Here is a 19,726-nt window from a genome sequence, read left to right as displayed (position 1 = left end):
AATCGCAAGAAGATGACGGGGCGGAATGTCAATCCTGGTCTAACAGAGCCTTATTAAATCCCCGTCCCAGAAAACTCATTGGGTGGGCGGAAAAGTAGTCAAAAAAGCCCCGTCCCAAATTAGCTGCCCTGCAGTTGACGGCATCTAAAAGAAACGGGCCCGCATCCCTTGGGGACACGGGCCCGTAAACAATACGTGGTAGGGGCGGTGGGACGTCTGCGTATTTGCTTCGCAAATACGCACCGGCTTCGGTCGCCTGCCGGCGCCCTCGCCGGCTCGCTACAAACGCTCCGCGTTTGCTTAACGCTTGCCCCCTCGCGGGTTCGAGCCCCACCGGCGTGCAAAAGAAACGGGCCCGCATCTCTGGGAGATACGGGCCCGTAAAAGCCAATGGTAGGGGCGGTGGGACTCGAACCCACAATCCTTGCGGCGAGAGATTTTAAGTCTCCTGCGTATGCCAATTCCGCCACGCCCCCGTGAGACTAGAAGTCTAGCACAAGCCGTCCGTTACGCGTTGACGGCCATCGAGTGTTGACCCGACTTCTCCAGGAACTCCTGGAACTTGGCCTCGTCGCCCTTGTTCTTGTACTGCAGGGCCAGCAGGTACTCCAGGCGGCAGCGCTTGACCGGGTCGTCGCCGACATCCTCGAGCATGCGCTCCAGTTCGGGAATGTCGTTGTGGCGCTTGAGGATCATCGTGTCGTACATCAGCTGACACTCGTGCGCGACTGCCTCGGCCTGACCGCCCTCAAAGCCCTTGATCTCGTGCAGCAACTCCTTGGACTTTTTGCGGTCCTCCTGGCCAACGTAGTAGTTAAAGGCCTTGATCACCAGGTCGACGCGCTGCATCTTGGGCAGGTTGAGCCCCAGCAGCAGGTCGAACATCTCGTTGGCGTGCTCGTGGTCCTCGCGCAGCAGATAGGAGTTCAGGCGCAGGTAGTCGCGGTTGTAGCGCGGGTACAGCATGCTGGTGAGCTTGCCGTCGAGCAAACGATCGAACTCGTCCCACTGTTTGGCGGCCATCAACTGCTGCAGGCGCTTAAACGTGGTGCGTTTTTTGATGCTAAAGAACACCGACACGGCGATACAGATAACAACGACGGCGGTCCAGAGTGTGCGGGAATCGGGCATATTAGGGTCCTTAGTCGCTCGTAAAACAAGCGGTATGACAACACGTACTAGATGTATTATACGCAGCGCGCAGGCAAACTGGTACAAAAGTGCATCGAGGCCGAGCACCATCGCTCGCTGCGGTACACTTACCTAAAGTAAACCATGAAGGGAGACATTACCTATGAAGAAGATCGTTTTGGCTTGCGGTGCTGGCGCTGCTACTTCCACGCTCGTTGCCCAGAAGGTCGCTACCATGCTCGACGCCAACGGTTATGCCGGCAAGTATGAGATCGTGCAGTGCGCCATCTCCGAGGCCAAGGACGCTTGCGACGAAGGCGCCGACCTGCTGATCGCCACCACCGTTGCCCCCGAGGGCCTCACCTGCCCGTACGTGAGCGGCGTGCCCTTCATGACCGGCATGAACCGCGTTGCTGCCGAGAAGGCCGTTCTCGACGTCATGGCTCAGTAGGCGCTGCCTGTATGAATGAGCAGAACGCCAATCCGGTCGAGCTCTTTGGCATGCGCGTCGCCCATGTGGGCATCAACGCCGCCGACCCGGCAGACGCCTTGGAGATCGCGGAGCTGTTCTCGACGATGATGGGCTTGCCCGTTATCGAGACCCCGGTTTCGTACTTTAACGATTCGCTGATCGAGGTCATGAAGCAGAACGGTCGTGGCACCAAGGGCCACATCGGCTTTGCCGTCAACGACATCGATGCGGCCGAGAAGTGGTTTGCCGAGCGCGGGCTCGAGGTTAACGAGGAGTCGCGCGCGCTGCTGCCCGACGGTTCTACCAAGCTCGTGTACTTTAAGCGCGAGTTCGCCGGCTTCGCCGTGCATCTGTGCCGCGAGTAGCGCACAAACTGCCATAACGAACAAAAAGGGATAGGGCCGCATGGCCTTATCCCTTTTTTACGCCGAGGGGCTTCCTACCGTGGCAGGCGAATCGTAAAGCGGCTGCCGACGCCTTCGACCGAGGTCACGCCAATAACGCCGCCATGGCTATCGACAATCCACTTGGCAATGGCAAGCCCCAGACCCGAGCCCTGCGCGCCGGCATCGCGTGCGTTGTCGGCACGGTAGAACCGTTCAAACGCGTGAGCTGCGGATTCCTGATTCATGCCGATACCCTCGTCCTCAACACTTATGTCGATCGCGCCCGTGCCCGTATCCTGCGCTACGCCAAAGGTGATGGACGTGCCCGCGTCCGAATACTTGGCGGCGTTTTGCACGATCACGCGCAGGGCCTGCTTCACGAGCGCCACGTCGACAGAAGCATCGCAGCGCGGGTCGCTGGCGAGCGCAGTGTCGTACGCCAGCCGATACGTGTGCTCGGCATCGATCATCTGCGATTCCTCGCACACCTCGCCGACCAGTGCGGCCATGTTGGTGTCCACGCGCCTCAGTACGGTGCGGCCGGCATCGCCGCGCGCCAAAAACAGCAGCTGCTCCACGAGCTCTTGCATGTGCTCGCTTTCGGCCTTGAGGGACGCGATGGATTCTGTCAGCACGTCCGGGTCGTCTTTGCCCCAGCGGTCGAGCATGTTCACGTAGCCCTGAATCACCGCGATGGGCGTGCGCAGCTCGTGGCTCGCATCGTTGACAAAGCGCATCTGCTGTAGCTTGGCCTCTTGCATCTGGCGCAGCAGGCGGTTGAGCGCGACCTCGATGCTCGCCAGGTCGGCGTCGCCGGTGGTGACGCTCGGCGAGTCGACACTCGCGCGTTCGATTGCCTGCTCCAGCGTTTCCATCTTGCCGCCGGAGAGCTGCATGCGGCCGAGCTCGTCCACGCGCAGGGCCAGGTCGTTGAGCGGTGCCATGGTGCGGCGCACGCGGCGAGCGCCGCTGAGCATGTTGAGCACGCTGATGACTTGCCCGCCCGCAACGACAAGATAGAGGGGCCACAGCGCGATGAGGTCCTGCGCGAGGGGGAAGGTCTTGGTGGTGCGCGCAAGCTCGACGGTATAGGTGAGCGTGGCCAGGTCCAAGCCGCGCGCGGGCGCGAACGACATGCCGTGAACGGTGGCGCCGGGGATCCAGCCTGCGGTAAACGCGCCGTCGGGCAGCGTCTGGTTGTAGCCATAGACCAGGATCGCCGCCGCAACAACCAGCAGCCACAGATCGAGCCAGACGTAGCTCATCAGGCGGCGCCACATGTAGCTCCAGTTGATGGCGCGGGCAATGGAGGTGACGCGCTTGGTCTCGGCGTTATGCGCGGCAGACATAGCCCACCCCGCGCACGGTCTGGATGATGCGGGCGCCGCCGGCGTCTTCAATCTTGGCGCGTAGGTGCGCGATGTGCACGTCGACGTTGTTGGTGTCGCCTACGTATTCGTAGCCCAGCGCCTCGTGCGCGATGCGCTCGCGCGTGAGCACGGTGCCGGCATGCGCCATAAGCAGGGCGAGGACGTCGAACTCTCGGGCCGTGAGTACGATGGTTGAACTACCAACGATGACTTCGCGGCGGTCGGGATCGAGCGCAACCGAGCCCACGGTGAGCGCGGCGGGGGAGGGCACGGCAGAGGTTTTGGCCGAGTCGCTAGCCGGGGACGTCGCGGCGGTACCGGCACCCGTAGCGCCCTCCCCGGTCCCAGCGCCGCCAACGCCCGAAGCCGCCCGCACGGCCTCCGAGCGCTTCAACGCCACGCGGATCCGTGCGAACAGCTCCTCAATCGCAAACGGCTTGGTCAGGTAATCGTCGGCGCCGGCGTCGAGCCCGGCTACCTTGTCCATCACGGCATCGCGCGCGGTGACCATGATCACCGGCACATCCTTGTGCTTGCGCACGCGCCGCAGCACCTCCATACCGTTGAGCTGTGGCAGCAGCACGTCGAGCAGAATCAGATCGTAGTCGCGCTCCAGCGCCAGGTCGACGGCGGTGCGGCCGTCGGCGGCGTGCTCCACCTGGTAGCCCTCGTGCTCCAGCTCGAGCGTCACAAAGCGGGCGATTTTCTCCTCGTCCTCTACGATCAGGATTCGTGCCATGCGTTCCCCCGTCTGCGATTACTTGTCGTCGTTCAGATTTTGCTTGATATCGTCTGCGGCATCGGCGGCGTGATTCATCAGGTTGTTGATGCTGCCGGGCACGTCGCCGTCGCTATCGATGCGGTAACGCATGCCAAAGAACAGACCGATCAGCATCAGCCATATCGTGGCGCCCCAGGCAAACAAGGCGACGATGGGAATCAGGATGGGGATGTTGAGGATGATCGCATCGCGGCGCGTGGCGATAAACTTGGTGTCCAGGCTCAGGCGGAAGAGCTTTTTGAGGTACTCCCACACGCTGTCCATCTTCTTGGAGAAGTCGGTCTTTTCGCTCGACTTCTCGTAGGCGGCCTGCGCGGCGACCATCTCGGCCGAGGGCTCATCTACCGGCTCGGACTCGGTGGCGGCGTGCGCCGACGTGGTCTGGGTCTTGCCTTGCGACTCGAGCCAAATGATGGCGTCCAAAACGTTGCCGTCGGCGGCATCGAGTGCTGCCTTGGCATCGGTGTAACTCACGTTGCACTTGGTGCGGATGGTTTCAACTTTTTCGAGGTCGTCCATGACCTGTCCTTTCGTTCGATGGGCGCGACGCCGGGCGATTTGCCCGGGCGCGAGCGTTGCGTTCGGCGGCCTGCGTCGCGCGGCGCCGCCCCGCCCTTGGTCGAACTCTATAGTGCAGGTTATAGATTAAGCGATTCTTGAGCCAAGATTAATGTTGGATGAGTTTTTGGGTGACGCGGAGGCGGCCTTTGAGGCAAGCGCAGGCCGAGCGGCTAGAGCCCAAGGGTAAATTTGTGTCCGCACGGCGAGATATACTTATTGTCAACGTTGAGGGCGCGTCAGGGCAAAACTGCCTGGCGCCCGCGAAATCAGAGGGGCCGCCGTGCCGCATGGCGCAAACGAGTGGGGTCCCGACGTAAACAGGGGGTCATACGTGCATATCTACGCTATGAGCGACATTCACGGGTGCTTGGACGCCTTTAAGGCATCGCTTTCCACCGTCGACCTCGATGCCGAGGATTCCAAGCTGGTTTTGCTTGGCGACTACTGCGACCGAGGCCCCGATTCACTCGGGGTCTTCGAGCTCGTCATGGACCTGCAAAAGCGCTACGGCGATCGCGTCGTGGCGCTGCGCGGCAACCACGAGGAGATGTTCCTCGAGTACATTGACGAGGTGAATGACCCCAATTTCACGCAGGCATGGATACTTGCCGACAGCAATCTGGCAACGGCCAAGAGCTTCTTAGACGCCGAGGCATTCAAGCACGTTAAGCACCTTTTGAGGCTCAGGGAGTTCGAGGAGGCCTACGCCTTTACGGTTGAGCGCATAAAGGCCGAGCACGCGGACATCATCGCGTGGGTTCGCAAGCTCCCTTACTTTTACGAGAGCCCCTTCGGCCAGGTCTTTGTGCACGCCGGCGTTGACGAGGAAGCCGGGGAGGATTGGAAGCTTGGCACGGCTGTCGAGTCGTTAACCATGATGTTGCCCGATTACGTGGGGCGCGAGTTCTATCTGGATGTTATCGCCGGGCATATCAACACCGAGGTTGTTTCGGGCATTGCGGGCTATCGCGGCATCTGGCATGACGGGGCCAGCCACTACTACATCGACGGGAACGTCATGAAGAACGGCGAGGTCGCCGTGTTGAGCTACGACTCGGAGACGGGGAAGTACAGCGGCCAAGGGCTGGAGTAGGTTGGTGGGCGATTAGTTCTCCTACGGCCTGCACAACGCTACCCTAAGCCATTCGTCCATCGCCGAAGAGGGCTGCCGTTGCCAATTTTTACCCTTTGATCTAAGTTGAAGTTCAATGGTGCCGGAGGCATAACGGCTGAATCGCAGTTCCAGGGCGTTCAAGTCACCTTTGTCCCAGTCTTTAATGTGCTGGTATAGGCAATGGCATTCGTGCCGCTCGTTGCTTAGGGCATGGGCGACGTCACGGAACGCAAGCAGGGAGATGAGCACATGCCACTGCTGATCTAAAACAGTCGTATTGTCCTTGAAAGGATTAAAGGCATCGATTTCTGCAACCGAATCTTTGTCGAAGTAAAAGCGGTAATGCCCTTGGCTGTCGGTGCGGTGTTTAAGCGCAAGGTAGAAAACAGCATCTTCCGGTGATGCTTTTATACCATTGTTTTTAAGCCATTCATTCCACCTGCCTTCTTTCAGGGCAGATTTCATCTCCATAAGCCTGTCTTCATTAAGGCAATTTAGGCTGCGTACGGTTTGACCAAGCACATTGGCCTGGTCATCTACTGTCCTATTGGAATCATTTTTGTAGGGATTGTTGCACCAACCAATAAAGTCTTTGACGCCTATCGGCTCGACAGAGGGCCTGTCGACACGGTTGAAAAAGTCCTGGATTTCGTTCAAATCGGCGAGCTTGGCTTCGCTCATAGCTGGATTCCTTTCTCATTAGGAAACATGTCTCATTATAGGCATGCCTGCGGTCGCAGCGGCTAGGGGTGCCAGTGCTAGTGAGGGTTCCAGAGAAGGAAGCGCCGCACCCTCGGGGCAGCAAAGAATCAAGGTCTAATACTTTTCCGGAGAAGTGAACGAGCTAAATCGGACCGCCGAAGCATCGACACTTTGAGTGTGTCGTTTCCTGCGGTTTCGGTGCTGAAATCCTGCGATTTTGCGGCCGAAAAATGCGGATGTTTCAGGGGTCCAAAAACAGCCGTTCACTTCTCGGGAAAAGTATTAGACCTCGATAGCGGGGGATGGGGTGCCGGTGCAAAACGGCGTCAAGGGTTGGTCGAGCAGGCGGTTTCTTTATTGATGTCCGCACGACATGTGACACTTACCCTGTCGCCCTGCTCTGCCACGGCGGCATGTACCTGAACAACGACCCTCTAAGGAGCTCGATAGTAATGAGTGACAACACCAAGCATCTCGCAAAGAAGTACGTCAAGGACGCGGGGCCGTGCCTCGTGCTGTGCCTTGCCGGCGCAGCGGTCGCGCTGCTGGCTGTTCTGGGGCCGTTCGACGTGCTCCGAAGTGCCGTCTCTCTACACATTTGCATGGCCCTTGCCGGCGCCATGATGACCGGCAGCGCGCTCGATCTGGTTTTTTGGGTGCTTGACCCGTTTGGATGGAAGAACGAGGGGTAAGCCCTAAGGGATGGAAGTGCTGGAACGGTTGGCTTAGTGATCGTGCAGAATGCGGGCTAGCGACTTACAGGGAAGTGGTGATCCGATGACGGTCTATGTGACGGGCGATATTCACGGCGGCCTCGACATGCAAAAGCTGCGCGACTGGGATCTTGGGGATAGTTTGACGAGCGACGACTATCTCATCATTGCGGGCGACTTTGGCTTTCCGTGGGATTTCTCTGCCGAGGAATGCGCCGACATCGCTTGGCTGGAGTCGCGCCCCTATACCGTGCTGTTCATCGACGGCAACCACGAGCGTTTCGATCACTGGGCGGAGCGACCCATGGAGTTGTGGCACGGTGGGCTGACGCAGCGCCTGTCGGATACCTCTCCCGTACGGCGCCTGACGCGCGGCGAGGTTTTTGAACTCGATGGCTCAACGATCTTTACCATGGGCGGTGCCACGAGTGTTGACAAGGAATACTGCATACCGTATTCCAGCTGGTGGCCTCAGGAGCTGCCGGACGAGCGCAACTTTGAGGAGGCACGGACAAAGCTCGGCAGCGTGGGCTGGAAGGTCGACTACGTAATCACCCACACTGCTCCACGCGCATGCTTTCGTCCACGTTCTATCCGGCGTCCGGCTGGAATTACCCCGCCGTTGATCGGCTTACGGCATTTTTCGATGAGCTGGAAGATCGCTTGGACTACAAGCGCTGGTATTACGGGCATTTCCATCGGGATGCCAACCCGGCCGAGCGCCATACCGTGCTCTACGACTGCATCGTTCGCCTGGGCGACGAACTCCAGCCCTGGGATGTTGCGTAGGGGTGGGAATAGCGAGAACTTCATACGATACCTTGGGTAGTTACCCTACATTTCAGTAGTAATCTTTATTTGTAGGGTAACTTAGGGCATGCTGGGAGCTGGAGGAGATGTCGCCCGACGATCTAAAGTTTCAGCGCCATTCGGTTGGTGCCCGGTAGGGTGGCGAAGCCAAAATGTTCATAGAATGCTGCCGCCTCATCATCTACTGGATCGACAACTAAAGCTCGCGCTCCTGCTAGGGCAGAAATTTTCAAGGCGTTCTCGATGGCATCTTTGAGCAGTGAAGCTCCAAGACCAAGCCCCTTGAACTTCTCATCGACCCCCATCATTCCAAGCAGCACTGTGGGGACTTGGGAGGGGGAGTTTCGCACGAACCATCCTCCATCAACATTTTCGCGAGCCACGGAGTGCGTGCACAACGTATAAAACCCAGCGACTGCGCCGTCGCAATACGATGCGTATATAACTGCTGATCCTCTTCTTCGCGCCGAGGCTGATCTGTTTTTAGCCCATCCGTCTACAAGAGTATTTCCGCAGTGGAAAGCCTCGATGCCTTGGCCAACGGGGAGTTGAACGGGCTTGGTAAATGTGCTCATTCCCAAACCGCTTTACGGTCAAGCAGCGCTTTTGCGGCTTGGGGCATGGGGGAATCGAGCATTTCGCAAAATGCATCGAAACCATCAGGAGAAAGATAGGTTGTTGATGCCTCGGCGATATCACGTGCGGAGCTCTCGTCAAGGTGGGCTGTGGCCCATTGGGTGAGAGTTTGCCCGCGCAAGGCCGCGGCGCGCTCGTAAGTAAGGCGTTGACGTTCGGTCAACCTTAGATCCATACGGCGTTGTTTCTCAATCGTTGGCATGGCAAAAACCTCCTTTGCACAATTGTACGGAATTATTCCGTACATAACAAGACGCAGAATTATGTCCTCGTTGAAGGGGGGCGAGGGGGCGGGGCGTATTTGACTACTCGACCGTTACAGTAATGTTCTCCCGGTGCGCTCGGATAACATCCCAGCTAAAGTGCTCGGCCAGCTGCTCGGCAGAGCGCGGTGTGGTGTCCGGCGCGATGCCCGTTTGCCCGGCGAGCCATCCCAGCAGTGCCTCGGGTATGCCAAAGCGGGCGCGTAGTTCGCCTAGGTCCAGATCGCGGTCGCGCTTGGAAAGGCGGCGACCGTCCGGCGACATGAGCAGCGGAATGTGCGCGTAGTGCGGCGTGGGAAGACCCAACAGATGCTGCAGGTAAATCTGGCGGGGCGTGGAGCCCAGCAGATCGCATCCGCGCACGACCTCGGTGACGCCCATGGCGGCGTCGTCGACCACTACGGCTAGCTGATAGGCAAATACGCCGTCGCTGCGGCGCACCAAAAAGTCGCCGCACTCGGTGGCGAGCGCCTCGCATTGGGCGCCGTACGTGCGGTCCACGAATTCAATCACGTCTTCCGCGAGGTCATCTACGGTGGGCACGCGCAGGCGTGTGGCCGGGGCGCGCAGAGCACTGCGGCGTGCAACTTCTTCGGCAGAAAGAGCGCGGCAGGCGCCGCGGTAGATGGGCGTGCCGTCGCTGGCGTGCGGCGCGCTTGCGGCGTGGAGCTCGGCGCGCGTGCAAAAGCAGGGATAGGTGAGGCCGGCGTCTTGCAGCTGGCGTAAAGCGGCTTCGTACAGGTCTAGGCGATCGTGCTGATAGTAGGGGCCTTCGTCCCACTCGAGCCCCAGCCAGGCCAAGTCGTCAATTAGCTGAGCGGCAAGCTCGGGGCGCTTGCAGCGATCGTCGAGGTCCTCGATGCGCAACACGATGCTGCCGCCCTGGCTGCGGGCCGAAAGCCACGCGCACAAGCAACTGAACACGTTGCCCAGGTGCATGCGGCCCGAGGGCGACGGGGCAAAGCGGCCCACGACGGGGGTGGGCACTGCCGTTGCCGGTGCGTCCGCGGCGGGGGTTGCTATGTTGCGTGCGATGATATCCATGCGGACGAGTATAGCGCGGGGCGCGGTGGGGGAGACGTTGCCGTGGCCTGCAAGTTGCCGAGGCCGCGCGTTGCGCGTGTCGAACCACCGGCTCGACAGCTCGATCGCCGCCCGCCAGCCCAACCTCTCAAACGACAGAAACCCCGGCAGCTCTTCGCAACTGCCGGGGTTTCCGCGGAAAAGGGGGACATGATCCTCGAGCGAACGGGAAAGGGGCAACCGTTTTCGCTCAACTGCTTTATGCCCCTCGGTTGGCGGCTCAATCAGCGCGTGCCGCGCCCACACAAAGCCGCTACACCTGTGACGGTGCTGTGAAGTGGTATCTATTGCTGGCGCGGGCCATGCCAAGGGTGTCCCTAATGACTAGTCATTTAAGAACGTCCCCAACGACTAACTGCCGGGGTGCGGGCGTGACTTTTGTCCCGTTTTGACACTCCGCTGACCTAGATGTTCGTCACATGAACCCGCAAACGTGGGACAATGACGCTACTGGTATCACAGACAAAGGATGTGCCTATGAACGCCCCCGTTGCCAAGACCTGCCGGCAGCGCCACCTGTTTGCGCGATTCGCTTCCGTCTGCGCACTCGTCGCGCTTGCGTTGTTGCTACTGCCTGCCGCCGCGCACGCCGACGGCTACTCCATGACCCAAACCTATATCGGTGCCACGGTTGAAGCCGATGGATCGCTGACCGTTGTCGAGGGACGCCAGTTTGATTTCGACGACGATATCAACGGCGTGTATTGGGATATCAATACGGGCACCAACCAGCAGGGCGGCACGGCGGGCGTCGATGTGCTGAGCGTCGAGGAAGACGATGCCGCGTTTAGCAGGGTCGACTATGCAAACAAAGGCGACAGCGGCGTCTATACGGTTGAGCAGTCCGACGGCAGCGTAAGGATCAAGGTTTTCAGCCCCCACGAGAGCGACGACAGCGCGATCTATTACGTGAGCTACACCATGACCGGTGCGGTTATGAACTGGGCCGATACCGCCGAGCTCTACTGGAAGTTCGTGGGTGACGGCTGGTCTGCGAATTCCGACGACGTCGAGATGGAAGTTTACTTCGCGGACGGTGCCATCGGAACGCCAGCGAGCAAGGGCGACAACTTCCGTGCGTGGGGCCACGGCCCACTGACGGGCGACGTATCGATCGATGCGGACGAACCCATGGTCACCTACGCCATTCCGTGCGTGCACGAGGGCGAATTTGCCGAGGCGCGCATCGCCTTCCCCAGCGACTGGGTGCCAGGACTTTCCGCCTCGAGCGAGGAGCGCATGCCGACAATCCTGAGCGAGGAGAAGACATGGGCCGAGGAGGCCAACGCCCGCCGCGCCCGCGCCCGCATGATCGCAAATACGCTTGCCGCGGTAAGTGTTGTCGCGGCGGTGACCTTTACCGGCGTAATCGTCGTGCTCAAGCTGCGCCGTCGCAAGCCAAAGCCGCTTTTCCAAGATGAATACTTCCGCGACGTGCCCTCGGCCGACCATCCCGCGGTGCTTGCAGCTCTTATGAGCTGGAACGACGTGCCCGATCAGGCATATATCGCCACGCTGATGAAGCTGACCGACGACCGCGTGATCAAGCTAGAAGAAGCGACCGAGACCAAGAAGAAGGGTCTGCTCCGTCGCGAAAAAGAGGAGCGGACGTATCGCATCACAGTGACCGACGAGGCCTGGAAGGCTGCCAAGAAGGACGGCATCGATCGCGACGTGCTCAAGGTCTTCTTCGCTGGCGTTAAGCCCGATAAAGACGGCGTCCGTTCGCGCACGTTTAGCGAGCTGGAGGAGTATGCCAGCGAGCGTACTGAATCTGTTGGCGACAAGCTCGAGGACTATCAGAGCACGGTTAAGGGCAAGCTGGAGGAGCGCGAGTTTATCGCATCGGATGGCACTATCGCGATGGTGGCCGGCCTGGTTCTCGGCATCATCATTGTCTTTGGCATTTTGGGTTCTCTGTTCTATACCGACTTTGCGGACGCCAACGTCGGTGCCGCTATGATCTCGATCCCCGTCACGATTGTAGGTTTTGTCCTGAGCTGCACCTTCCGCCGTTACACGCCGGAGGGCGCCGAGGTGGCGGCTCGCTGCAAGGCGCTCAAGCATTGGCTCGAGGACTTTACGCGCCTGAAGGAGGCCATCCCCAGCGACCTGATCTTGTGGAACAAACTGCTGGTGATGGGCGTGGCGCTGGGCGTTTCGAAAGAAGTGCTGCGACAGCTGGCCGAGGCAGTGCCTGCGGACCTGCGCAATAGCGACGATTTCTACGACAACTACCCCTGCTACTGGTGGTATTACCATCACTACGGCAACGAGTCTCCGCTCGATTCGTTCAACGATGTGTATCACGAGACCATCCGCGAGCTGGCTTCGAGTTCCGACAGCTCGAGCGGCGGCGGAGGCGGTGGCTTCTCGGGCGGCGGAGGCGGCGGTGCCGGCGGAGGCGGCGGCGGAACGTTCTAGCGGTCCTAAATTACGGGATGGGCTTTTCTCGACAGCCGTCGGGGGAAGCCCGTCCCTTTCTTATGTGCCGAGATGGGACGTTCTTGAATGACTAGGTGTGGCTGCCGGGTTTAGGCGGTTAGGTCCAGCTCGTAGAGGAAGCTTTCGCGCGGCATGTCGTGGCGGCGCTCTTCGCGGTTGGCGCGGTGCGTTGCCGTGCGCTTAAAGCCGTGCAGCTCGTAGAACTTCCACGAGCAGTTGGAGTCGGTGTACAGGTGCGCCCTCGTCGCTCCGCGCGAGGACAGGTGCGAGACCGCAGCATCGAGCAACACCGAGCCGACGCCCAAGCCATGGACATCGCGATCCACGGCAAGCAGCGTGACCTCGTTGTCGTGTGGCAGGGGGCTGCTTTCGAGCAGACGGTTGTTGGTGCGGATGGTTGCGCGCACAAACGAGAGATACTCGGCGCAGGCATCGGGCTCCAGCTCGCGCATCTGCGATAGCAGCGCGCGCTCGGTATCCATCCAATGTTCCTTGACGGTGGCGCCGGAGCTTTGCCCCGCACGCGCGAGCGCGATGCCGCGCGCCTGACCGTCGATGACGGCAACCTGCGAAAACGTCGACGACGAAAGGCAATAGGCGAGGTCGCACGCGGCCTCGAGGCGGTTGTACTCATCGTTATCCGAATTGTTATGCCAAAGCTGCTGCAGAATCAGCGCGATGGCGTCGAAGTCTTCGGTGTCAAACGGTCGGTAGAGAACCCGCGAGACCATGGTGCCTCTTTCTTTTGCGGATGCATATCGAGCACAGTTCTACCACGCCATTGGCATCTAATTATGGTGCCCCTGTGTTCCATGAACTCACCGTGCCCGGCGCTGCGCCCACATCCTCCACTCGCAAGCTTTTTCTGCACATGCGACCGTTGCGGGGTGCATCGACGCGCTCGATGCGCTACATTAAATCAGTATTTTCAATGCCGCTGCGCGAGCGCTGCAGATCGACGTATCACCGACTCACAGAGCACGGCGGCGTACCAGACAGGAGGACTGCATGGGATCTGATGTGAAGATCGCACGCGCGTTGATCTCGGTTACCGATAAGACGGGCGTCGTCGATTTCGCACGGACGCTGGTCGATGACTTTGGCGTCGAGATCATCTCTACGGGCGGTACGGCTCGTGCTATCGAGGATGCGGGCGTTCCCGTAACCCCCATCGAGGAGTTCACGGGTTATCCCGAGATGATGGACGGCCGCGTTAAGACCCTGCACCCCAAGGTTCACGGCGCGTTGCTGGCCCGCCGCGATTCCGAGCAGCACATGCAGGAGGCAGCTCAGCACGGCATTAAGCTGATCGACCTGGTCGTCGTCAACCTGTACGAGTTCGAGAAGACCGTCGCCAACCCCGAGGTCACCTTTGCGGACGCCATCGAGCACATCGACATCGGCGGTCCCTCCATGCTGCGCTCCGCCGCCAAGAACGCCGCGAGCGTTACCGTCATCTCCGATCCGGCCGACTACGACGCCGTCCTGGCCGAGATGCGCGAGACCGGCGGTTGCACCACGCTTTCCACCCGTCGTCGTCTGCAGGTGAAGGTCTACCAGACCACCGCCGCCTACGACACGGCTATCTCTCGTTGGCTTGCCGCCCAGGCAGGCGACGTGGCGGACACTTCTGCCAGGCTCGAGGTTTCGCTCGAGAAGGTCGACGACCTGCGCTATGGCGAGAACCCGCAGCAAAAGGCCACGGTCTATCGCTTTGCCGAGGGCTGCGAGAACACCGCGAGCTCGCAGTTCCCGCTCGTTGGCTCCGAGCAGATTCAGGGCAAGCCGCTCAGCTACAACAACTATCTGGACGCCGACGCCGCTTGGAACCTGGTCCGCGAGTTCGACGAGCCTGCCTGTGTGATCCTCAAGCACCAGAACCCCTGCGGTTCCGCCGTTGCCGAGGACATCACGGCTGCCTACGACCGCGCTTTTGCCTGCGATCCCAAGAGCGCCTTTGGCGGCATCATCGCTTGCAACCGCGAGGTTCCCTTTGAGTTGGTTGAGCACTTTGCCGATCAGAACAAGCAGTTCGTTGAGGTCATCATCGCCCCGAGTTACACCGCCGAGGCGCTCGAGCGCATGGCCAAGCGCCCCAACCTGCGCGTGCTGGCTACCGGCGGCGTGGACCACGGCGCCAAGGTGGAGCTGCGCTCCATCGACGGCGGCATGCTGGTGCAGGAGGTCGACCACGTGACCGAGGACCCCGCGACCTTTACGTTCCCCACCGACCGCAAGCCCACCGACGCCGAGATGGCCGAGCTCGAGTTTGCCTGGAAGGTCTGCAAGGGCGTTAAGTCCAACGCCATTCTGGTCTCCAAGGGCAAGGCCGGCATTGGCATGGGCCCGGGTCAGCCCAACCGCGTTGACTCCGCGCTGCTTGCCTGCGAGCGCGCCGAGGACTTCTGCGAGCGCGAGGGCGTGGAGAAGGGCGGCTTTGCCTGCGCAAGCGATGCGTTCTTCCCGTTCCGCGACAACGTCGACGTGCTTGCCGCTCACGGCGTGACCTGCATCATCCAGCCCGGCGGCTCCAAGCGCGACGACGAGAGTATCCAGGCCTGCAACGAGCATGGCATTGCGATGGTGTTCACAGGGGCCAGGCATTTTAGGCACTAGGGCTTTCCCAAGCACCCGACCTTGCCCCTCAAACCGTCGCTTGCGTACATTTAGTACGCGGCGCTCCTCTTTCGGGGCAATCTCGGGCACTTGGAAAACCCTTAATGGGATGCTGTTCTATCCCATTAAGCTGATCGGTCGCTTGGCCATATCGTCAAAATAATCTCTGCAAAAGACGGCCGCTCCGTTTGGAGGGCCGTCTTTTTGGTATAAGAGGACGGAATGACTAACACGAAAGGGATGACCATGCCCCAGATTGATGATGCCGAGCTGTTTGGCAATGCCGAGGACCAGCGCGCGTACGAGGACTTTTGCGCCAATCAGGAGGCGGTTGAGAAGTTTACGCTCGACGAGCCCGCGCTCGTGTGCCGTTGGCGCATGTCCAACAAAAAGGTACCCATGCTCAACCGTCACATCCGTGCGCTGTCCGAGCGCTTGGTGCAGGGCGAGCCGCTTACCCATAACATGCTCAGCTGGGCCAAGCAGCACGTTGAGTGGTCGCTTGCCGAGGGCGATTACACCGCGCACGACGGCGTGCTCATGCTAGTGATCGACGTCAACGGCAATGCCGCCATGACGGTGGGCGAGTACGAGCCGCTGGCCGATACTTCGGCCAAGGCGCTGCGTGCCCGCTCTGCCGAGGCCCGCTCCGAGGCCGACGAAACCGGCGTGGCGCCCGAGTTGCTCGCTTCCGTCAACGACGGAGAGCTGGCCTTTGTGGCGCCGGCGGACGAGTGCCTGTGCGGTACGGCGACGCTCATCGAGCAGCTGGCCCAGACCAAGGGCATCTCGGTCACGCGCGTAGACATTCCCGCGCAGCTCAAGGGTGCTTTGTTTCTGGTGAGCGACGAGCACGGCGTGGTTCCCGCTGCCGATGCCGACGCTGCCGAGGCGGACGCTGCTATGGTCACCTTCTTCGCCGCCGGTTACGAAAAGCTCCGCGCCCGCCGCTAAATGATTTTTCTGGCGCGGGGATTTTATAATCATTTGATCCCCGCACCCGTTGCGAGCGAGGGCGAGTCGAACCTTTCGTTCGCGAACAGTTCTGTCACCTTGTTGCCGCGCGAGGCGCGTGCCGGCGACTTCGCGGCAATAATGGCTGTAAGACAACTAAGAGGGGAGCGTAATCCATGGCGCTGATCTATATCGTTGAGGACGACGAGCCCATTCGTCGCGAGCTCGCCGACATCCTTGCCCGTGCTGGTTTTGAGGTCGAGTCCTGCGAATCGTTTGAGCACGTCTCGCGCGATATTCTCGCTGCCGCGCCCGACCTGGTGCTGCTCGACCTCACGCTTCCTGTCAAAGACGGCCAGCACATCTGCCACGAAGTCCGCCGCGAATCCGAGGTCCCCATCATCGTCCTTACGTCGCGCACGACCGAAATCGACGAGGTCATGGCCATGACACTCGGCGCGGACGACTTTATTTCCAAGCCCTATAGCGCGCGCGTGCTCGTGGCGCGTATCAACGCGCTGCTGCGCCGCACCACGTCGGCAGGCGAGCGCAGCACCATGGTCCACAAGGGGTTGGAGCTCGACCTTGCCCGCTCCACGGTCACCAATACGGCAACCGGTGACAGTACCGAGCTCACCAAAAACGAACTGCGCATTCTCTCGCTGCTCTTGGGTCGCGTGGGCAAGATTGTCTCGCGCTCGGCCATCATGCAGGACCTGTGGGATTCCGATGCCTTTGTGGACGACAACACGCTCACCGTCAATATCAATCGCTTGCGTGCGACGCTCGACAAGATCGGCGTCAAGGGGTACCTCACCACGCACCGCGGCCAAGGCTATTCGGTTTAGGGTCCGGCCATGTCGTTTGGCAAGTTCTTTAAAGACGCGTTGCTGCCCGTTGCCGTGTGGACGTGCGGCGTGCTACTGAGCTGCTTTGTGCTGACGGTGGCCGGCGCCCCCGCATCCATCGTGATCGTGGCGGTTGGCGTGTCCTTTATCTTTGGCGTACTGGGTATCGTGATCGAATATGCGCGCCGTCGCCGCTTTCTGCACCAGCTGGAGCGTGCGGCCGAGGAGCTGGAGAGCCCCGCGTGGGTGCAGGAGATGGTGCAATGCCCAACCTATGCCGAGGGCGAGCTCGAGTACGAGGTTCTGCGCCGGGTGGGCAAAGCCGCTTGCGATGAGGTTGCCGAAGGCCGGCGTCAGACCGATGACTATCACGACTATATCGAGAGCTGGGTCCACGAGGCCAAGCTGCCCCTGGCGGCAGCCCATCTGATTTTGGAAAACTTGGACGGCAGCGAAGACGACCTGTCGCGCGTGGATGACCTGGGCCGCGAGCTGGATCGCGTGGAACGCTATATCGACCAGGCGCTGTACTATGCGCGCTCGGAAGTCGTGGAGCGCGATTACCTGATTCGCCGCTGGGATCTTAAGACCTTGGTGGCGGGTGCGATTAAGGCCAACGCGCGCGAGCTCATTGCGGCGCACGTGGCTCCGGTGTGCGAGAACCTCGATTTCGAGGTCTTTACCGACGAGAAGTGGCTCGAGTTTATCCTGGGCCAGCTCATTCAGAACAGCATTAAATATGCGTGCGAGGACGGCGCGAAGATCGTGTTTTCGGGCGCGTTGCTGGACGAGGGCTTGGCAAGCGAGCGCATTGAGCTTGCCGTCGCCGATAACGGCTGCGGCGTGTGTGCGGCAGACCTGCCACGCGTGTTCGAGAAGGGCTTTACCGGCGACAATGGCCGCACCACCAAGCGTGCAACGGGCATCGGCCTCTACCTGGTGGCGCGCCTGTGCTCCAAGATGGGCATCGACGTCACCGCAGCGTCCGACCCCGGCGAAGGTTTTGTCGTAACGTTTGCCTTCTCGACGAACAAGTTCCAATACTTTGAGTAGCCGGCCCGTATGGCGCGGCCGATCGGAATCTTCCCGTCTGGGAACAAACCGGGGGCTTTTAACAACTATATTCCTGAACGGGAACATTGCTAATGAAGTCGATACTATATTCTCGTACATGAACATAGCTTAGTAGTTTTATACTGTGTTCACGAATAGGAATATAGCTAGGAGCATCATGAGAACAGTGACAACGATTAAAAAGCTGGATGGGCGCATCAAGCTCAAGCCGTCAGAAGCTGCTTTCTCGGAGCGCATGGTTTTCGATCCGGCCGAGATGGGGAAGGCCCTCAGGCTCAGAAGGCGTGAGCTTGGCTTAACTCAACGTGACGTCGCGACTATGACGGGTCGCAGCCTTCGTGTGATCGGTGATATCGAGCGGGGGCGGACAACGGTCGAAATTGGCGTCATTTTCGACTACGCCTCCATCGTGGATATCGATTTTATTCTGAAGGTGAGGGGAAAATAATGGATGGCGCACTGTTCGTTCATCGTGAGTTTAATGGTTCCTACCAGCTGGTTGGCGTATTAGAGGAAAACGCCGGGCTTCCGATATTCGCCTATGACCCCAAGTATCTCGAGAGTGCTGATGCGGCCCCGATTTCGGCCTCGCTGCCTTTGTCGGCCGAGGCGTTCAGCCCGGACGTAACGGGCTCCTTTTTCTCTGGCATCATTCCAGAGGGGCAGCTTAATAGGGACCTCGAGAAAAGGGCGCGAGCGGAACGCGGAGATTACTTTAAGGTGCTCGATTTGGTCCGCGATGAACCCGTCGGCGCTCTTGTTTTGACGCGAGAGCCTTCGGCCGAGGGTCTCGAAATGGGCTATGAAGAGATAGATGGGGAGCGGCTAAGCAGGCTGGCATACGCACCGGCGGAGGTTGCTTTTGACTTAGCGCTAGAGAGTCGAATCTCCCTTGCGGGTGCTCAGGCGAAGGTTGGCCTTTACCATACGGGCGATGACCCGTGCGGCGGATGGTACCTGCCTCATGGAGCGGCTCCATCTACGCACATCCTCAAGGCGGGGTCGAAAACGTTTCCGGGCGAGACGGTGTGTGAAGCAATGTGCGTTAGAGCCGCATCTCTGATGGACCTATCGGCCGAAGAATGCTTTCTAATCCGGGTTGAGGACGCCGAGCCGATTATCGCTGTGAAGCGATTTGATCGAGTAACGTCGGATGACGGACGCTCGGTTGATGGATTGCCAATTCCATATCGTTTGCACCAGGAAGATGTTTGTCAGGCCAAGGGTATCTCGCGTGAGCTTAAATATGAGCCGACGGGCGTCAATTATCTGGGACTTATCGTCGATGCGGTGCGAAGGGTGTCGACTAATCAAATGGAGGATAGGTTCCTTATCGGCTATAACCAGCTGTTCGATTATGCCGTAGGTAACTGCGATAACCATCTTAAGAACTGGTCGCTCGTGTGGGACGAAAGTTGGAAACAAGTGAGGTTGGCGCCGCTCTATGACGTGCTGTGCACAACGGTTTACCCCAGCCTTGTTCGCGAGATGGGCGTCTCGTTTGGTGGGAGCCGGAAGATCGACGATGTAACGCGCGGATCGGTGATGAACCAAATGATCGAGGCGGGTTTGCCCGCGGGAATCGTTGCCGGGATGATAGCCGACACCTGCAATGAGGTTCCAGACGCGCTAAGAGACGCGGCGCGCGGTCTCAAAGAAGAGGGTTTTCCCGAGGCGGAGGTAATGTTCGAGAAGATCATTCCAGAAGTGCAAGCTCGTCTAAGCAGGATCGCCTTATAACAAAAACGTGCCGCCCCAAACGGGGCG

At 59.9% G+C, this 19,726-nt stretch carries 21 protein-coding genes and 1 tRNA gene; 12 read left to right on the top strand and 10 right to left on the bottom strand.

The genetic code is table 11. The features are described from left to right. Positions 1–391: 391 nt before the first annotated feature. Positions 392–476: transfer RNA gene (locus DW123_RS01595), tRNA-Leu, on the bottom strand. A gap of 31 nt (positions 477–507) precedes the next feature. Next, on the bottom strand, positions 508–1,131 hold the full coding sequence (locus DW123_RS01590; RefSeq protein WP_118273022.1) for a hypothetical protein: 624 nt from the start codon (positions 1,129–1,131) through the stop codon (positions 508–510). Positions 1,132–1,294: 163 nt separating this feature from the next. Between DW123_RS01590 and DW123_RS01585 the strand changes: the two genes are divergently transcribed. Both DW123_RS01585 and DW123_RS01580 read left to right on the top strand, forming a co-directional pair. Then, complete coding sequence (locus DW123_RS01585) at positions 1,295–1,582, top strand: PTS sugar transporter subunit IIB (RefSeq protein WP_055252380.1); 288 nt, start codon at positions 1,295–1,297, stop codon at positions 1,580–1,582. Positions 1,583–1,593: 11 nt separating this feature from the next. Then, positions 1,594–1,968: a VOC family protein gene (locus DW123_RS01580; RefSeq protein WP_055252379.1), complete on the top strand. Its 375-nt coding sequence runs from the start codon at positions 1,594–1,596 to the stop codon at positions 1,966–1,968. 74 nt (positions 1,969–2,042) lie between these two features. Here DW123_RS01580 and DW123_RS01575 read toward each other — a convergent pair whose 3' ends face one another. The 3 genes from DW123_RS01575 to DW123_RS01565 are packed head-to-tail and all read right to left on the bottom strand — an operon-like array spanning position 2,043 to position 4,659. Beyond that, positions 2,043–3,338 (bottom strand): cell wall metabolism sensor histidine kinase WalK, encoded by a 1,296-nt coding sequence (locus DW123_RS01575; RefSeq protein ID WP_117635644.1) that lies wholly within the window; start codon positions 3,336–3,338, stop codon positions 2,043–2,045. Next, positions 3,322–4,098 (bottom strand): response regulator transcription factor, encoded by a 777-nt coding sequence (locus tag DW123_RS01570; RefSeq protein WP_118273021.1) that lies wholly within the window; start codon positions 4,096–4,098, stop codon positions 3,322–3,324. The genes DW123_RS01575 and DW123_RS01570 overlap by 17 nt, the downstream gene beginning before the upstream one ends. An 18-nt stretch (positions 4,099–4,116) precedes the next feature. Next, complete coding sequence (locus DW123_RS01565) at positions 4,117–4,659, bottom strand: hypothetical protein (RefSeq protein WP_055252376.1); 543 nt, start codon at positions 4,657–4,659, stop codon at positions 4,117–4,119. Positions 4,660–5,032: 373 nt separating this feature from the next. On the opposite strand from DW123_RS01565, the gene DW123_RS01560 reads away from it, so the two are divergent. Then, on the top strand, positions 5,033–5,794 hold the full coding sequence (locus DW123_RS01560; RefSeq protein ID WP_117735537.1) for a metallophosphoesterase: 762 nt from the start codon (positions 5,033–5,035) through the stop codon (positions 5,792–5,794). A gap of 21 nt (positions 5,795–5,815) precedes the next feature. On the opposite strand, the gene DW123_RS01555 is transcribed toward DW123_RS01560, so the two are convergent. Continuing rightward, a complete protein-coding gene (locus DW123_RS01555) occupies positions 5,816–6,496 on the bottom strand; it encodes a hypothetical protein (protein ID WP_118273020.1) in 681 nt (226 codons plus the stop codon). 473 nt (positions 6,497–6,969) lie between these two features. Here DW123_RS01555 and DW123_RS01550 point away from each other — a divergent pair, with 473 nt between their 5' ends. Together DW123_RS01550 and DW123_RS01545 are read left to right on the top strand one after the other, a co-directional pair. Then, the gene (locus tag DW123_RS01550) at positions 6,970–7,209 is read left to right on the top strand and encodes a hypothetical protein (RefSeq protein ID WP_117735535.1); all 240 of its coding nucleotides are present in this window, start codon (positions 6,970–6,972) and stop codon (positions 7,207–7,209) included. An 85-nt stretch (positions 7,210–7,294) separates the two neighbouring features. Next, the gene (locus DW123_RS01545) at positions 7,295–8,059 is read left to right on the top strand and encodes a metallophosphoesterase (RefSeq protein WP_233540104.1); all 765 of its coding nucleotides are present in this window, start codon (positions 7,295–7,297) and stop codon (positions 8,057–8,059) included. A gap of 82 nt (positions 8,060–8,141) precedes the next feature. Here DW123_RS01545 and DW123_RS01540 read toward each other — a convergent pair whose 3' ends face one another. From DW123_RS01540 to gluQRS, 3 genes are all read right to left on the bottom strand, one after another. Next, positions 8,142–8,615: a GNAT family N-acetyltransferase gene (locus DW123_RS01540; protein WP_082435587.1), complete on the bottom strand. Its 474-nt coding sequence runs from the start codon at positions 8,613–8,615 to the stop codon at positions 8,142–8,144. Then, a complete protein-coding gene (locus tag DW123_RS01535) occupies positions 8,612–8,878 on the bottom strand; it encodes a DUF1778 domain-containing protein (protein WP_158550249.1) in 267 nt (88 codons plus the stop codon). The genes DW123_RS01540 and DW123_RS01535 overlap by 4 nt, the downstream gene beginning before the upstream one ends. A 103-nt stretch (positions 8,879–8,981) precedes the next feature. Next, complete coding sequence (gene gluQRS, locus DW123_RS01530; protein WP_118273019.1) at positions 8,982–9,983, bottom strand: tRNA glutamyl-Q(34) synthetase GluQRS; 1,002 nt, start codon at positions 9,981–9,983, stop codon at positions 8,982–8,984. A 516-nt stretch (positions 9,984–10,499) separates the two neighbouring features. Here gluQRS and DW123_RS01525 point away from each other — a divergent pair. After that, positions 10,500–12,446, top strand: coding sequence for a DUF2207 domain-containing protein (locus DW123_RS01525; RefSeq protein WP_158570845.1), 1,947 nt, complete (start codon positions 10,500–10,502; stop codon positions 12,444–12,446). A gap of 110 nt (positions 12,447–12,556) precedes the next feature. On the opposite strand, the gene DW123_RS01520 is transcribed toward DW123_RS01525, so the two are convergent. Then, positions 12,557–13,198, bottom strand: a complete 642-nt coding sequence (locus DW123_RS01520; protein WP_117794142.1) for a GNAT family N-acetyltransferase — start codon at positions 13,196–13,198, stop codon at positions 12,557–12,559. 277 nt (positions 13,199–13,475) lie between these two features. Here DW123_RS01520 and purH point away from each other — a divergent pair, with 277 nt between their 5' ends. The 6 genes from purH to DW123_RS01490 all read left to right on the top strand — a co-directional run bounded on the left by purH (position 13,476) and on the right by DW123_RS01490 (position 19,699). Continuing rightward, positions 13,476–15,083, top strand: coding sequence for a bifunctional phosphoribosylaminoimidazolecarboxamide formyltransferase/IMP cyclohydrolase (gene purH, locus DW123_RS01515; RefSeq protein ID WP_118273017.1), 1,608 nt, complete (start codon positions 13,476–13,478; stop codon positions 15,081–15,083). 246 nt (positions 15,084–15,329) lie between these two features. After that, a complete protein-coding gene (locus tag DW123_RS01510; protein WP_233540103.1) occupies positions 15,330–16,037 on the top strand; it encodes a hypothetical protein in 708 nt (235 codons plus the stop codon). Between the two features lie 176 nt (positions 16,038–16,213). Further along, positions 16,214–16,885 (top strand): response regulator transcription factor, encoded by a 672-nt coding sequence (locus DW123_RS01505; RefSeq protein ID WP_055251273.1) that lies wholly within the window; start codon positions 16,214–16,216, stop codon positions 16,883–16,885. 9 nt (positions 16,886–16,894) lie between these two features. Beyond that, positions 16,895–17,938 carry a sensor histidine kinase gene (locus tag DW123_RS01500; RefSeq protein WP_118273016.1) on the top strand — a complete coding sequence of 348 codons (1,044 nt, stop codon included), beginning with the start codon at positions 16,895–16,897 and terminating at the stop codon, positions 17,936–17,938. A 178-nt stretch (positions 17,939–18,116) separates the two neighbouring features. Next, positions 18,117–18,407 (top strand): helix-turn-helix domain-containing protein, encoded by a 291-nt coding sequence (locus DW123_RS01495; RefSeq protein ID WP_082435520.1) that lies wholly within the window; start codon positions 18,117–18,119, stop codon positions 18,405–18,407. Beyond that, on the top strand, positions 18,407–19,699 hold the full coding sequence (locus tag DW123_RS01490) for a HipA domain-containing protein (protein WP_118291473.1): 1,293 nt from the start codon (positions 18,407–18,409) through the stop codon (positions 19,697–19,699). The genes DW123_RS01495 and DW123_RS01490 overlap by 1 nt, the downstream gene beginning before the upstream one ends. Positions 19,700–19,726 lie beyond the last annotated feature (27 nt).

The organism is Collinsella sp. AM10-26, from assembly GCF_003472525.1.
In the GTDB taxonomy this organism is placed as follows: Bacteria; Actinomycetota; Coriobacteriia; order Coriobacteriales; family Coriobacteriaceae; genus Collinsella.
This window is presented reverse-complemented; position numbering and strand designations above follow the sequence as displayed.

Coding starts and splice junctions, on each gene's coding strand:
- DW123_RS01490 (WP_118291473.1), top strand. CDS start 18,407: ATGGATGGCGCACTGTTCGTTCATCGTGAGTTTAATGGTTCCTACCAG.
- DW123_RS01520 (WP_117794142.1), bottom strand. CDS start 13,198: ATGGTCTCGCGGGTTCTCTACCGACCGTTTGACACCGAAGACTTCGAC.
- DW123_RS01500 (WP_118273016.1), top strand. CDS start 16,895: ATGTCGTTTGGCAAGTTCTTTAAAGACGCGTTGCTGCCCGTTGCCGTG.
- DW123_RS01570 (WP_118273021.1), bottom strand. CDS start 4,098: ATGGCACGAATCCTGATCGTAGAGGACGAGGAGAAAATCGCCCGCTTT.
- DW123_RS01575 (WP_117635644.1), bottom strand. CDS start 3,338: ATGTCTGCCGCGCATAACGCCGAGACCAAGCGCGTCACCTCCATTGCC.
- DW123_RS01495 (WP_082435520.1), top strand. CDS start 18,117: ATGAGAACAGTGACAACGATTAAAAAGCTGGATGGGCGCATCAAGCTC.
- DW123_RS01505 (WP_055251273.1), top strand. CDS start 16,214: ATGGCGCTGATCTATATCGTTGAGGACGACGAGCCCATTCGTCGCGAG.
- DW123_RS01510 (WP_233540103.1), top strand. CDS start 15,330: ATGCCCCAGATTGATGATGCCGAGCTGTTTGGCAATGCCGAGGACCAG.
- DW123_RS01555 (WP_118273020.1), bottom strand. CDS start 6,496: ATGAGCGAAGCCAAGCTCGCCGATTTGAACGAAATCCAGGACTTTTTC.
- DW123_RS01590 (WP_118273022.1), bottom strand. CDS start 1,131: ATGCCCGATTCCCGCACACTCTGGACCGCCGTCGTTGTTATCTGTATC.
- DW123_RS01580 (WP_055252379.1), top strand. CDS start 1,594: ATGAATGAGCAGAACGCCAATCCGGTCGAGCTCTTTGGCATGCGCGTC.
- DW123_RS01525 (WP_158570845.1), top strand. CDS start 10,500: ATGAACGCCCCCGTTGCCAAGACCTGCCGGCAGCGCCACCTGTTTGCG.
- gluQRS (WP_118273019.1), bottom strand. CDS start 9,983: ATGGATATCATCGCACGCAACATAGCAACCCCCGCCGCGGACGCACCG.
- DW123_RS01545 (WP_233540104.1), top strand. CDS start 7,295: ATGACGGTCTATGTGACGGGCGATATTCACGGCGGCCTCGACATGCAA.
- DW123_RS01550 (WP_117735535.1), top strand. CDS start 6,970: ATGAGTGACAACACCAAGCATCTCGCAAAGAAGTACGTCAAGGACGCG.
- DW123_RS01565 (WP_055252376.1), bottom strand. CDS start 4,659: ATGGACGACCTCGAAAAAGTTGAAACCATCCGCACCAAGTGCAACGTG.
- DW123_RS01535 (WP_158550249.1), bottom strand. CDS start 8,878: ATGCCAACGATTGAGAAACAACGCCGTATGGATCTAAGGTTGACCGAA.
- DW123_RS01540 (WP_082435587.1), bottom strand. CDS start 8,615: ATGAGCACATTTACCAAGCCCGTTCAACTCCCCGTTGGCCAAGGCATC.
- purH (WP_118273017.1), top strand. CDS start 13,476: ATGGGATCTGATGTGAAGATCGCACGCGCGTTGATCTCGGTTACCGAT.
- DW123_RS01585 (WP_055252380.1), top strand. CDS start 1,295: ATGAAGAAGATCGTTTTGGCTTGCGGTGCTGGCGCTGCTACTTCCACG.